Annotated in this window: 11 protein-coding genes; 8 read left to right on the plus strand and 3 right to left on the minus strand. The window is 69.4% G+C overall.

The features are described from left to right. Positions 1 to 140 precede the first annotated feature (140 nt). Positions 141 to 1,025, minus strand: coding sequence for an NAD(P)-dependent oxidoreductase (locus tag J7E87_RS11575; protein ID WP_215092758.1), 885 nt, complete (start codon positions 1,023 to 1,025; stop codon positions 141 to 143). Positions 1,026 to 1,421: 396 nt separating this feature from the next. Here J7E87_RS11575 and J7E87_RS11580 point away from each other — a divergent pair, with 396 nt between their 5' ends. Next, entirely contained in the window at positions 1,422 to 2,879 is a 1,458-nt protein-coding gene (locus J7E87_RS11580) for a glycoside hydrolase family 16 protein (RefSeq protein WP_215092760.1), read from the plus strand. 17 nt (positions 2,880 to 2,896) lie between these two features. Then, complete coding sequence (locus tag J7E87_RS11585) at positions 2,897 to 3,838, plus strand: DUF1996 domain-containing protein (protein ID WP_215092762.1); 942 nt, start codon at positions 2,897 to 2,899, stop codon at positions 3,836 to 3,838. Between the two features lie 285 nt (positions 3,839 to 4,123). Here J7E87_RS11585 and J7E87_RS11590 read toward each other — a convergent pair whose 3' ends face one another. Beyond that, positions 4,124 to 5,509 carry a cation:dicarboxylate symporter family transporter gene (locus J7E87_RS11590; protein WP_215092764.1) on the minus strand — a complete coding sequence of 462 codons (1,386 nt, stop codon included), beginning with the start codon at positions 5,507 to 5,509 and terminating at the stop codon, positions 4,124 to 4,126. A 127-nt stretch (positions 5,510 to 5,636) separates the two neighbouring features. Here J7E87_RS11590 and J7E87_RS11595 point away from each other — a divergent pair, with 127 nt between their 5' ends. From J7E87_RS11595 to J7E87_RS11620, 6 genes are all read left to right on the plus strand, one after another. Then, entirely contained in the window at positions 5,637 to 7,283 is a 1,647-nt protein-coding gene (locus J7E87_RS11595) for a sensor histidine kinase (protein WP_215092766.1), read from the plus strand. Positions 7,284 to 7,359: 76 nt separating this feature from the next. Beyond that, positions 7,360 to 8,046, plus strand: a complete 687-nt coding sequence (locus J7E87_RS11600) for a response regulator (protein ID WP_215092768.1) — start codon at positions 7,360 to 7,362, stop codon at positions 8,044 to 8,046. A 131-nt stretch (positions 8,047 to 8,177) separates the two neighbouring features. Then, positions 8,178 to 9,539, plus strand: a complete 1,362-nt coding sequence (locus tag J7E87_RS11605) for an extracellular solute-binding protein (RefSeq protein WP_215092770.1) — start codon at positions 8,178 to 8,180, stop codon at positions 9,537 to 9,539. Beyond that, complete coding sequence (locus J7E87_RS11610) at positions 9,536 to 10,402, plus strand: carbohydrate ABC transporter permease (RefSeq protein ID WP_215092772.1); 867 nt, start codon at positions 9,536 to 9,538, stop codon at positions 10,400 to 10,402. Before J7E87_RS11605 ends, J7E87_RS11610 begins: the two co-directional genes overlap by 4 nt. Then, positions 10,402 to 11,226 carry a carbohydrate ABC transporter permease gene (locus J7E87_RS11615; RefSeq protein ID WP_215092773.1) on the plus strand — a complete coding sequence of 275 codons (825 nt, stop codon included), beginning with the start codon at positions 10,402 to 10,404 and terminating at the stop codon, positions 11,224 to 11,226. The genes J7E87_RS11610 and J7E87_RS11615 overlap by 1 nt, the downstream gene beginning before the upstream one ends. Before the next feature lie 192 nt (positions 11,227 to 11,418). After that, complete coding sequence (locus J7E87_RS11620; RefSeq protein WP_215092940.1) at positions 11,419 to 12,030, plus strand: helix-turn-helix domain-containing protein; 612 nt, start codon at positions 11,419 to 11,421, stop codon at positions 12,028 to 12,030. Here the strand turns inward: J7E87_RS11620 and J7E87_RS11625 are convergent. After that, a complete protein-coding gene (locus tag J7E87_RS11625) occupies positions 12,027 to 13,073 on the minus strand; it encodes an RICIN domain-containing protein (RefSeq protein WP_215092775.1) in 1,047 nt (348 codons plus the stop codon). The two genes, J7E87_RS11620 and J7E87_RS11625, sit on opposite strands and share 4 nt — an antisense overlap. Between the last annotated feature and the right edge of the window lie 215 nt (positions 13,074 to 13,288).

Below are 13,288 nucleotides of genomic sequence, written 5' to 3' on the forward strand. Positions count from 1 at the left end.
TCGGAAACATCCAATATACGCGGAGAAAGACCCCGGCCGTCAATTCGACGCCGGGGTCTTTTTCTGTGCGTGGACATATCGGGGAGCCCGGCGCAGCGGGCCCCCGAACGCTCAGCCGTTGATCGCGGAAGGCAACCGGCTCAGTCCCGCAGTACCTCGTACGTGCTCGCCCAGTCGTCGGCCCCGTGACCCTTCGCAATCGCCCGACCCGCGACGGACTTGACGGCCTCCAGCTGGGAGACGTCGAGTCCGCGGGTGCGCGCGGCGTGCAGGATGTGCTCGACGCCCGCGGCCATCATGCCGAGGTTGGCCTGCGCCCCCGGGTAGCTGCCCGCGTCGATGTTGGCCGCCGTGTACTGAGCGATGGGCGGCAGGATCTGGACGATGGAGTTCAGATACGGGGCGATGTCGGCGGCCTTGACCCCGTCGGCCGTGGCCAGCGCGTACGCGTGCACCATGCCCGAGATGCTGCCGTAGAAGAAGTCGAGCAGCGACAGGTCATAGAGCGCGGCGAGCCCGGGATCCACGCCGACGAAGGCGGCCTTGCCGCCCAGCGCCTTCAGGGTGGACTCGTAGCGCCCGAAAGCCTCCCGCGAGCCGGAGTAGAAGAGCAGCGCATCGGGCGAGCCGATGAGCGGAGTCGGCACCATCACCGCGCCGTCCAGGTAACTGAGGCCGTGGGTCTGAGCCCAGGCCGCCGTCTCGCGGGAGCGCTCGGGGGTATCGGAGGTGAGGTTGACCAGGACGCGGCCCGCGAGGGCGTCGGCGAGCGGGGCCAGGATCGCCTGGGAGGCGTCGTAGTCGACCACGCAGACAATGGTCAATTCACTTGCGCGTACGGCCCCTTCGGCGGTGGCGGCGCGGACCGCGCCGCGTGCAACGAGTTCGTCGCCCTTGCCCTGAGAGCGGTTCCAGACGGTGGTGAGGTGGCCTGCGTCGAGGAGGGCTCCGGCGAGCGCCTGGCCCATCGCGCCGAGGCCGATGACGGTGACAGAAGTAAGGGGGTTGTTCTGGGTGGTGGCCATGACCGCAATGCTTCTTCGCCTCCCACTGCTCCACAAGTACCTACAAAAAAGTCAGGTACCCACCTAAAGGTGAACATCGAGGTCAGTGGCGTCAGATCTGCCGCGGCGGCTGCGGCTTTTGCTCCGGCCACCGACGCCCGGCGCGGTCGACCTCGCTGCACACCCCCAGCGGCGTGAGCGCGACCCCCTGAGCCTCCTCCGCCGGATGGGCAGATTCCGCCCATCGGCCACCCTCCCGCTCCTGGCCAGGCGTTCAGCCCAACCGCCCGCCGCCTTCAGGAAGTTAAGGGAGTGCAGCCATTGACGGCCGCACTGTCTACATCTACAAAACTGGTTGAGAGCGCTCTCAACCCCCTACGGCACCACCCCCTGCACCACCCTCCCGGAGGTGTCCCCTTGAGCACGAGCCGCATCAGACCCACCCCCCTCCTCACCGTCGTCGTCGCCCTGGCCGTCGCCCTCGCCGGCTTCATCGCCTTCACCGGCGCCGGGTCGGCGCGCGGCGACGTACCCCCCACGCCCGGCTGGAGCCTCCAGTGGAGCGACGACTTCAACGGCGCCAACAGAACCCTGCCCTCGTCCGCCAACTGGCAGATCGACCTCGGGCACGCCTACCCGGGCGGGCCAGGCAACTGGGGCACCGGTGAGATCCAGAACTACACCAACAACCCCGACAACCTCAGCCACGACGGCAACGGCAATCTGCGCATAACCCCGCTGAGGGACGGCGCGGGTAATTGGACCTCCGGCCGTATCGAAACCCAGCGTGCCAACTTCAAGGCCCCGGCCGGCGGCACCCTGCGTATCGAGAGCCGTATCCAGATGCCGAATGTGACCGGCCAGGCCGCGCTCGGCTACTGGCCCGCGTTCTGGGCCCTCGGCGCCCCGTATCGCGGCAACTTCTGGAACTGGCCGTCCATCGGCGAGTTCGACATCATGGAGAACGTCAACGGGATCAACTCCGTCTGGGGTGTGCTCCACTGCGGCGTCAACCCCGGCGGTCCCTGCAACGAGACCAGCGGCATCGCCAACAACCGCGCCTGCCCCGGTGCCAGTTGCCAGTCGGTCTTCCACACCTACCGCTTCGAGTGGGACCGCTCCGTGTCCCCCAATGAGCTGCGCTGGTACGTGGACGGCGAGCTCTTCCACAGCGTCAACCAGAACCGCATGGACGCCGGGACCTGGGCGAACATGACCGATCACGCGGGCTACTTCATTCTGCTCAATGTCGCGATCGGCGGCGCGTTCCCCGACGCGCTGGCCGGCAAGACCCCCACCCCCGCGACAGTCCCCGGCCGCCCCATGCTCGTCGACTACGTCGCCGTCTGGACCAAGGGCGGTGGCGGCGACCCGACCACCCCGCCCACCACTCCGCCGCCGTCCGGCTCCTCCCAGCTGTATCTGCGTACGGGAGGCGGCGCGGGCGACGCCACGGCATCGGCCTCGACGGTGAGCCTGGCGTCGGCGGGCGGCGCCAACTACGACGGCAACCCGCACAATCCGCAGGTCTTCACCTCGTCCGGGATCACCCGCAGGTACAACGGCGGCTCGACACAGTTCGATCTGTTCGTCGACGCGGGCGCCACGGTCGCCAACGGCCAGCAGATCAAGGTGAGTTACGACCGTACGGGCGACGGCAGCTGGGACCGGACGGAGACGTACCACTACTTCGCCACCGATCCTGTAGCGGGCTATGAGCACTACACGCAGGCGAAGGGCCTCAAGTCGGCCACCGGATCGCTCGGCGATCTGGCGAACGGCAAGGTCCGTATCGAGGTCTGGAACGCGATCGGCGGCGGCCCCAGCACGGTCGGCGTCGGCAACCAGTCCGTCGTACGCATCCCCTTCGACTGACCGCTCAGGAGGAACACATGCTCCGCCGACTGCTCGCGAGCACCGCCGCGGTGATCTTCCTGGTCACGGCAGGATGGGTGACCACGGGGAACGACTCACCGGCCCCCCGAGCGGCCTCGCGCCACGCGGGCCACGCGCACACCTTCAGCAAGGCCCAGCAGGCCGCGATCGTCGCGCAGGCTGCTGCCCCGTTGCGCGGCAGCGAATTCCGCGCGGACTGCTTCTCCAGCCACCGCCGGGGCGACGACCCGATCGTCTTCCCCGGCCAGGCGGGCCGCTCGCACATCCATGAGTTCTACGGGAACAGGACCGCGAACGCGGCCTCGACGCTCCAGTCGCTGGCCGCAGGCACCACCAACTGCACGCCGAAGACGGACCTTTCCTCGTACTGGACGCCAACCCTCTACCAGAACGGAGCCCCGGTGGCCCCGGAGCGGGTCACCGTCTACTACCAGGGCATCACCGACCACACGCGTGCCGTCGCCCATCCGCGCGGTCTGCGGTACGTCGTCGGCAACGCCCTGGCCACCTCCCCCGATCAGAATCCGGCGGCACGCTGGTCGTGCGTGGGCCGGCCGGAGGCCGGCCGGGACTTCATCAACTGCCCGCCCGGCACCAAGCTGGAGAACTATCTGGACTTCCCCACCTGCTGGGACGGGAAGAACCTGGACAGCGCGAACCACCGGGACCACATGGCGTACGCGACGGGACAGAGCTGCCCGGCCTCGCACCCCGTGGTCGTGCCGCGGCTCGAGCTGCTGATCACCTGGCCGGTCAACGGCGGCGGGCTCACCCTCGCGGGCACCAGGAACGGCGCCAATGTCACGAACGCGCCCGGCTACACCTTCCACGGCGATTTCTTCAACGCCTGGGACGACGGTGAGCTGAAGCGCCGGGTGGCGGGCTGCGTCAACGCGGGCTACATCTGCGGGGCGGACGGCAATCCGATCCAGCAATGACGGTCCCGTTTCGGGGGGCCGGGACGCCTGCGGCCTGCGGGTCGGGGCCTGCAGGTCCGGGGCCTGCGGGTCGGGGCGTCCCAGTCCCATAGCGCCTGCGCGCGGGCGGGCCGGTGAGCGGCAACCGTACGGGCCGGATGGTGCTCCATGCGTCTGCGAATGTGAGCGAGGCGCCGGCCGCGGGCAGCTGATCGCTCAACTGCCCGCGGCCGGCGGCCGGTCGGTAAGCCGGCCGTCACCCCTGCCGCCCACCGACCGGCCGCCTCACACCTCGCCCGCGATCCGTCAGACCTTCGCGGGCGCCCCGACCTCGTCCCGCTGTTCCGGCACGTCCAGGCCGGTGTCCACGTCCTCGACCGCCTTCGGCGCCTGGTGATCGTCGTCGAGCAGCGTCTTCTCGTCGAACGGCATCCGCCCGGCCAGCACCTCGTCGACCCGCGGCTTGTCGATCTCCTTCGTCCACGTCCCGATCAGCACCGTCGCGACCGCGTTGCCCGCGAAGTTGGTCAGCGCACGCGCCTCGCTCATGAAGCGGTCGATACCGACGATCAGGCCGACGCCGTCGACCAGTTCCGGCCGGTGCGACTGCAGACCGCCCGCCAGCGTGGCCAGTCCGGCTCCGCTGACGCCCGCCGCGCCCTTCGACGCGACGAAGAGGAAGAGGAGGAGCGGGATCTGCTCCCCGATCGACATCGGGTCGCCCATCGACTCCGCGATGAAGAGCGAGGCCATGGTCATGTAGATCATGGTGCCGTCGAGGTTGAAGGAGTAACCCGTCGGGACGGTGATACCGACCACCGACTTGCTCACGCCCAGGTGCTCCATCTTCGCGATGAGCCGCGGGAGCGCGGACTCGGAGGAGGAGGTGGACAGGATCAGCAGGAACTCACGGCCCAGGTACTTGAAGAGCGTGAGGATGTTGAGGCCCGCCACGACGCGCAGCAGCGCGGCGAGCACGATGAAGACGAAGAGGAAACAGGTGACGTAGAAGCCGATCATGAGCACGGCGAGGCTCTTGAGGGCGTCCAGACCGGCGGAGCCGGTGACGGCGGCGATCGCGCCGAAGGCGCCGATCGGCGCGGCCCACATCACCATGGCGAGGATGCGGAACACGAGCCGCTGAATGTGCTCGACACCGCGCAGCACCGGCTCGCCGACCGAACCCATCGCCTGCAGTGCGAAGCCGGCGAGCAACGCGACCAGGAGGGTCTGCAGGACCTCGCCCGCGGTGAATGCGGAGACGATCGTGGTCGGGATGATGCCGAGCAGGAACTCGACCGTGTCCTTGGCCTCCTCCCCGACCTGGCCCTGGCCCGCCTCCTTGACCGCGTCGGTCATCGCCAGGCCGTCACCCGGGTGCAGGATGTTGCCGACGACCAGGCCGATAGCGAGGGCGACCAGCGACATGACCATGAAGTAGCCGAGCGCAATGCCGCCGACCGCGCCGACCTTGGCCGCCTTTCGCACCGAGCCGATGCCCAGCACGATCGTGCAGAAGATGATCGGCGAGATCATCATCTTGATCAGGTTCACGAAGCCGGTACCGAGCGGCTTGAGCTCAGTGGCGAAGTCGGGGGCGGCCAGGCCGACGGCGATGCCGAGCACGACCGCAACGATCACGGCGATATAGAGATAGTGGGTACGGTCCCGCCTGACGGCTCCAGCAGCCACGGGGTGCCTCCTCGTTGAATTGGGCGTCCATGTCCGAATGGATGTGCGTGACTATTCACGAGGCTGTGACAGGGGTCACCGTTGCGTTCGTTTCGTTCACATAAAATCGGCCAGGCAGACTTGTTACATGCGCATACCCGTTCCCCGCAGCCTCGCCGGCCAGCTCTTCGCCATGCAGGTCGTGCTGGTGGCCGCGATCGTGGCGGGCTGCGCGCTCTTCGCGTACTTCACCGACCTCTCCCAGGCCGAGGAGACCGCGCGCCGGCAGTCCAGGGCCACGGCGGCAGCCGCCGCGCACTCACCCTCGGTCATCGAGGCCGCGCGCTCCGAGGACCCCTCGCCCCCTCTCCAGCCGTACGCGGAGGCGCTGCGCAAGGCCGCGGGGGTCGACTTCGTGGTGATCATGGCTCCGGACGGGACACGCTGGACGCATCCCGCGCCGGGCCAGATCGGCAGGACGTATCTGGGGCACACCGGCCCGGCGCTGCGGGGCGAGGTGTACAGCGAGACGTACGTCGGTGTGCTCGGCTCCTCGGTACGGACGGTGGTCCCCGTATACGACGGCAAGAAGATCACCGCGCTTGTCAGCTCCGGTATCACCATCCAGGAGATCACCCAGCAGGTGCGCAAGCAGCTCACCGCGCTGCTCGGCGTTGCGGGGGCGGCGCTCGCGCTCGGCGGCATCGGCACGTACGTGATCAACGCACGGCTGCGGCGGCATACTCACGGCATGAACACGGCCGAGCTGAGCCATATGCACGACTACCACCAGGCCGCGCTGCACGCCGTGCGCGAGGGACTGATGATGCTCGACGGGCAGCGGCGGATCGCCCTGTTCAACGACGGGGCGCGCGAGCTCCTCGGCCTGGACGACGGCGCGGTCGGCCGCCCGGTGGCCGAGGTCGGGCTGCCGGCCCCGCTCATGGGCGCGCTGCTGGCGTCCGAGCCGCGGGTCGACGAGGTGCATCTGACCGCCGACCGCGTCATCGTCGTGAACACCAGCCCGGTCGTCGGCGGCGAGCAGCGCGGGACCGTCGTCACCCTCCGGGACCACACCGAACTCCAGGCGCTCTCGGGGGAGTTGGATTCCGAGCGCGGGTTCACCCAGGCCCTGCGCTCACAGGCCCACGAGGCGGCCAACCGCCTGCACACCGTGGTGTCGCTGATCGAGCTCGGCCGCGCGGACGAGGCGGTCGACTTCGCGACCGCCGAGCTGGAACTGGCGCAGGTCCTGACCGACCGGGTCGTCGGCGCGGTCGGCGAGCCGGTGCTCGCCGCGCTGCTGCTCGGCAAGGCGGCGCAGGCGAACGAGCGCGGCGTCGAGCTGGTCCTCACGGAGGACAGCCGGATCGACGACGGCGTCCTTCCGCCGTCGCTGCCGGCACGGGACCTGGTGACGATCCTCGGCAACCTGATCGACAACGCGGTCGACGCGGCCTCGGAGGCGGCGTCGGGGTGGGGCGGCGACCCGCTCGAAGCCGGGCCCGTGTCCGGACGGCCGCCGCGCGCCCGGGTCACCGTCACGGCACGCGCGGACCACGACGAACTGCTGCTGGGCGTGGCGGACTCGGGCACGGGCATCGACCCGGCCGACGCGCAGGAGGTGTTCCGGCGCGGCTGGTCCACACACGGAGCGGGGCGCGGGCTCGGCCTCGCGCTGGTCCAGCAGGCCGTGCACCGCAGCCGCGGCGCGGTGGTACTGGCCCAGGGCCCGGACGGCGGCGCGGAGTTCACCGTACGACTGCCGCTGCACACGGCGGTGGTCCCGGGATGAGCGCCGCCCCGGCCGCGACTCCCGCGCGCCCCGCCGCGCCGGGTTCCAGGCGGCCGCGCGCCGCGGAGGTGTCCCCGTGAGCAGCGAGCCCATCAGAGTTCTCGTCGTCGAGGACGACCCCGTCGCCGCCGACGCGCACGCCCTCTACGTCGGCCGCGTCGCCGGGTTCACCGTCGCCGGGGTCGCGCACTCGCGCGCCGAAGCCGTACGGATTCTCGAACGCGCCGAGGTTGATCTCCTGCTCCTCGACCTCTACCTTCCCGACGGGCACGGCCTCCACCTCGTACGATCGCTGCGCGCCGCCGGGCACTCGGCCGACGTCATCGCAGTCACCTCCGCCCGCGACCTCGCGATCGTCCGCGAAGGCGTCTCCCTCGGGGTCGTCCAGTACGTCCTGAAGCCCTTCACCTTCGCCACTCTGCGCGACCGCCTCGGCCGGTACGCCGAGTTCCGGGCCTCCGCCGGTGAGGCCAGCGGCCAGGACGAGGTCGACCGGGCGCTCGGCGCGCTCCGGGCGCCGCAGGGCGGCGGTCTGCCCAAGGGGCTCAGCGCCCCCACGCTGGGGGCCGTGACTCGTACCCTGCGCGAATCCGCCGACGGGCTCACCGCCGCGGAGGCCGGCGCCGCCGTCGGCATCTCACGGATCACCGCGCGCCGCTATCTCGAGCACCTCGTCACCGCGGGGTGCGCCGAGCGCAGCCCTCAGTACGGGCAGATCGGCCGGCCCGAGCTCCAGTACCGCTGGAAGCCCGCCGCACATTGAGTGGCCCTCCCAACGGCCTTGGCCTGCACGGGGATTGACCTTGCGAAGCGGCCGGTCCTACGGTCACCGGGCAGCCCTCGCGCCCGCGGCCCTCCGGCTCGGACGCCCCCGGCTCAGAGGAGGTCGTGCTCGTGCGCCCCACCGCCCCACTGATCCTCGTCACCACCGTCACCGCATTGGCCGCGGCAACGCTCACGGCCTGCGGCGGCGACGCCGGCGGCGACCCCGACACAGTCAAGGTCGTCTACAACCGGTCCACCGACAACAAGATCCGCTTCAAGGACGCCCATCTCGAGGCCACCAAGAAGCAGTTCGAGAAGGAACACCCGGGCAAGAAGATCAAGCTCATCCCGATCCAGGCCCCGGACAACGACTACGCCACCAAGGCGCAGCAGATGATGCGCTCCCCCAAGACCGCCCCGGATCTGGTCTACGAGGACACCTTCCGCATCAACTCCGACATCAAGGCCGGGTACTTGAGGCCGCTGGACGACCATCTCCCCAAGTGGGACCAGTGGAGCCAGTTCGTGGACACGGCGAAGGCCGCGGCCAAGGCCGAGGACGGCAAGACGTACGGCATCCCCGACGGCACCGACACCCGCGGCCTCTGGTTCAACAAGGCGATCTTCGCGAAGGCCGGCCTGCCCGCCGACTGGCAGCCCAGGAGCTGGGCGGAGATCCTCACCGCGGCCCGTACCGTCAAGCAGAAGGTCCCCGGCGTCATCCCGCTCAATGTCTACACCGGCAAGGGCCCCGGCGAGGCGGCCGTGATGCAGGGCTTCGAGATGCTGCTGTACGGCACCGGCGAGGACCCGCTGTACGACGCCTCCGCCAAGAAGTGGGTCGCGGGCGGCAAGGGCTTCAAGGACTCGCTCGAATTCGTGCGGACGGTGTACGCGGAGAAGCTCGGCCCGGACGTCTCGGACGCCCTCGACCCCAATGTCGGCACACGCGTCGCCACCGAGTGGCTCCCCGAGGGCAAGCTGGCGATCTCCCTGGACGGCTCCTGGATGGGCCAGAACTGGATCAACAAGGGTCCCAAGGAGTGGCCGGACTGGAGCAAGGAGCTCGCCCAGACCCCGATGCCGACGCAGAGGGGGCAGGCGCCCGGCAAGGTGTCCATGTCCGGCGGCTGGGCCTGGTCGATCCCGCAGAAGGCCAAGAACCCCGATCTCGCCTTCGACTTCATCAAGACGCTGCAGACGGCTCAGAACGCGACGCTGTGGTGCGTGGTCGCCGCGCAGATCGCCGTACGCAAGGATGTGGCGGCCGACCCGAAGTACCTCAAGTCCATGCCGGGCATCGACTTCTTCACCGGTCTGGTGCAGTACACCCACTACCGGCCCGCGCTGCCCGTCTACCCGCAGGTCTCGACGGCGATCGGCGAGGCGATGGAGAAGGTGACAACGGGTGACGCGTCGGCGGCCGACGCGGCGAAGGCGTACGACGCCCAGCTGAAGACGATCGTCGACGGCGCGGTCCTCACCAAGTGAGCGCCACCGGAACGGGATGGTGGCGGTGGGTACCGCTCGCCCCCGCCACCATCCTCCTGCTCCTCTTTCTGGCGGGACCGATCGGCTACTGCGTCTGGATCGCGTTCACCAACACGCAGTTGACGGGCGCGTCCGGCTCCGACTTCGTCGGCCTGGACAACTTCCGCCGGGCCTTCGCCGACGACGATTTCCGCAACGCCGTCTGGCTCACGCTCGTCTTCACCTTCGTCTCGGCCGTGGTCGGCCAGAACACGCTGGGCCTGGCGCTGGCCGGTCTGATGCGGGCCGCGTCCCGTCCCGTACGAACCCTCACCGGCACTCTCGTCATCACCGCCTGGGTGCTGCCGGAGATCGTCGCGGCGTTCCTGCTGTACACCTTCTTCCGCCGGGAGGGAACGCTGAACGCCGTGCTGGACTGGCTCCATCTGCCGTCCCAGAACTGGCTGTTCACGCTTCCCATCCTCGCTGTGTCGTTCGCCAATGTCTGGCGCGGCACCGCCTTCTCGATGCTGATCTACTCGGCCGCGCTCGCCGAGATCCCGCGCGACATCACGGAGGCGGCCGAGGTCGACGGGGCGAGCGGCCCACGCCGGGTCTGGCACATCACGCTGCCGATGATCCGCCGCTCCATCGGCACCAATCTGATGCTGAACACGCTCTCGACGCTGTCGGTCTTCGGCCTGATCTGGGCGATGACGCGCGGCGGCCCGGGCAGCCGCAGCCAGACACTGCCGGTGTTCATGTACGACCAGGCGTTCCTGAAGAGCCTGATCGGCTACGGCACGGCGGTGGCGCTGCTGCTTCTGCTGGTGGGCTCGCTGTTCTCGATCGTCTATCTGCGTCTGATGAGGGTGGAGGTGTGATGCGCCGGACCACCCGGGCCCGGCTCGCCGCCAACGCCGCCCTGCTGCTGACCGCCGCGGCTTTCGCGATCCCGCTGGTGTGGCTGCTGCTGGCCTCGGTGGACACGGAGGCGGATCTGCGGGTGCGGGTGCCCTCGTCGTTGACCGCGGACAATTTCGACGCGGTGCTCACGGACGAGATCACCTTCACACCGATGCTCAACAGCCTGCTGCTGTGCGGCGGCGCGACCCTGCTGACGGTGGTGTGCGCGGTGCTCGCCGCGTATCCGCTCTCGCGCCACCACTCGCGCTGGGGCCGTCCGTATCTGCTGACGATCCTGTTCACGACGTGTCTGCCGATCACCGCGGTCATGGTCCCGGTCTACGGACTGTTCGTGCAGGTCAATCTGATCGACACGATGTACGGCACGGGCCTGTTCCTGGCCACGTCCCAACTGCCTTTCTCCATCTGGCTGATGAAGAACTTCATGGACGGCGTCCCGGTGGTCCTGGAGGAGGCGGCCTGGACGGACGGCGCGTCGAGTCTGCAGACGCTGACCAGGGTCGTCCTGCCGCTGATGGGCCCAGGACTGACCGTGGTGACGATCTACACCTTCATCCAGCTCTGGGGGAACTTCTTCGTCCCGTTCATGCTGATCCTCTCCCCCGAGCAGTTGCCGGCGTCCGTGTCGATCTTCAGCTTCTTCGGCAATTACGGCTCGGTGATCTACGGGCAGCTCGCGGCGTTCTCGATCCTGTACTCGGCGCCGGTGCTGGTCCTTTACATGCTGATCGCCCGGAGGCTGGGCGGCGGATTCGCGCTGGGCGGCGCCGTCAAGGGGTGATGGGGCGGCATCTGCCGTCACATGGGGTTACCGATTGGTAACGATCAGCTTGGACGTTCCTACGATAAGTTGCTGTGAGGAAACGCACCGTAGTCGCCGGGCCCTATGGCCCCCTAGCGTGTGCGCGTGCACCAAACTCCCTCACCGCCCTTCAGCGCCCCCGCCGCACGCCGACTGCGCGAGGCCCTCGGAATGGCCCCCGGCCATGTCGCGTACGGCCTCCGCGCCCAGTACGGGCTCCACATCTCGCCGGACACGGTGGTCGCCTGGGAACGCGGACTCGCCGCCCCCGGTTCGCATGAACTGACCGCGCTCGCCGGAGTGTTGTGGTGTGCGCCCACCGATCTGCTCACCGCCGCGACCACCCTGCGCGAGCACCGGACGGCGCGCGGCCTCGCCCCCGACGACCTGGCGCGCCGGGTGGGCGTGGACGCCTCCTCGTATGTGCGGATGGAGGAGTCGGGGCGCTGGCGTGGCAATGAGCGGCAGACCACCGCGCTCGCCGAGGTGCTGGAGCTGGGCCCCCGCGAGCTGCTGACTGCGACAGGCCGGGACGAGGAACTCGCCGACCTGCTGCGGGACGCGGTGAAGGCGCGCTGGCAGGCGTACGTTCGCCCGGTCGGCAAGATGCTGCCGATGGACCGCGGCCACCTCGAGGACGTACTGCGGGAGCTGCACGCCGACTACCAGTCCCGAATGGTGGCCACCCTCAGCTGGGGCGCCGCGTCGCAGGACACCGGGGAGCCGGGCCGGGAGTTCCTGGACCGGATAGTTGAGCATTTCTGGGCGCTGACGCGCGGCTAAATCCCGTTGGCATCCCGGTCGAACGCGAACAACTGGCCCTTCGCGTCCTTGGTGCACGCCAGCTGCCGTATCTCGGCGCCGGCCTTTGTGGCGGCCCCGGGCACCCCTGCGCACAGGTCGCTGTGCAGGGGCCGCAGCCGGTAGCCGCGCACCGGCTTGCCCACCGGCTCCAGCCGGAAGGCCTCGGCGGGGCCGCGCTTGCCGCACTCCTGGTCCTCGAGTGGTGCGCCGACCTCCATCGACTTCTCTTTGACACCGGTGCAGCCTTCGCCGAATTTCCTGTGGAAGGTCACGATCCGCCAGGCGGGTTCAACGGGCTTCAGGCTGAAGCGCGGGGTGGTGCCGGGCGAGCACGGCTGCTGGTAGAGCTGCCCGCTCTGCCCGCCGGCCTCTGCCAGACACAGGCCCGAGTGGACGGCCCTGATCCGTACGGGTCCGGGCTGAAGAGAACCGGACCGAGCGGCGTCGGACTGAGGAGCATCGGACTGAGGAGAGCCGGGCCGGGGCGAGCCGGGCTGCTTCGTGCTCTGCCTGTCCTCCGGCTCATCGTCATCGAGGGAGACGAGCGTCGCGACCAGCGCGGCCACGCCCAGCGCGATGACCACCGTCGGCAGTACCGCACGCGCGAGCCACGGCCTGCGCGGTGGCTCGGGGGGCTGCTCGGGCGGCGTGGACTCCCGGGTCCCGGGTCCCGATTCCCGTCCCGGGTCCGGTTCGCCGGCGGTGAACTGAGGGACCTCGGTGGACTGCCGCTCACGCCGACTGAGTTCCTTGCGTACGCGCAGCCAGGTCTCGGCCGTCCCGGGGCCGCAGCCGCAGGCGCGTACGAAAGCAGCCACGAGTTCCTCGCGCGGCACCGTGCCGCGGCTGAGCATATTGGCGACGGTCGAGCGCGGCAGTACGTCGCCGACCGCTTCCGCCCGTGTGGTCAACTCCCGGTAGGTCAGGCCGGACCAGTCCTTGAGCTCCTGCATCCGGGCGACGAACTCGGCGGAACTCTGGGCCTGTTCGGGATCCGGAGCGGCCGGCCCGTCGGAGTCCATATGTCCCTCCCCCTTCTGCGTTCACGTGCTGGGACAGGGTTGGGACATGTCCCGGACACGGAACAGCCTTGCGATTCGCGCCATTCAACTCAAGAGTGATCTGCGCCATCAACGGCGGAAAACAAAGGTGGCCTTGATCGCGCACGGGGGGTGCGATCAAGGCCGCTCGGCAACCGAAGGCGAAGCCCGCGGGTCAAAGGAGCGGCAGGGGCAAA

The organism is Streptomyces sp. ISL-1 (assembly GCF_018614585.1).
GTDB lineage: Bacteria > Actinomycetota > Actinomycetes > Streptomycetales > Streptomycetaceae > Streptomyces > Streptomyces maoxianensis.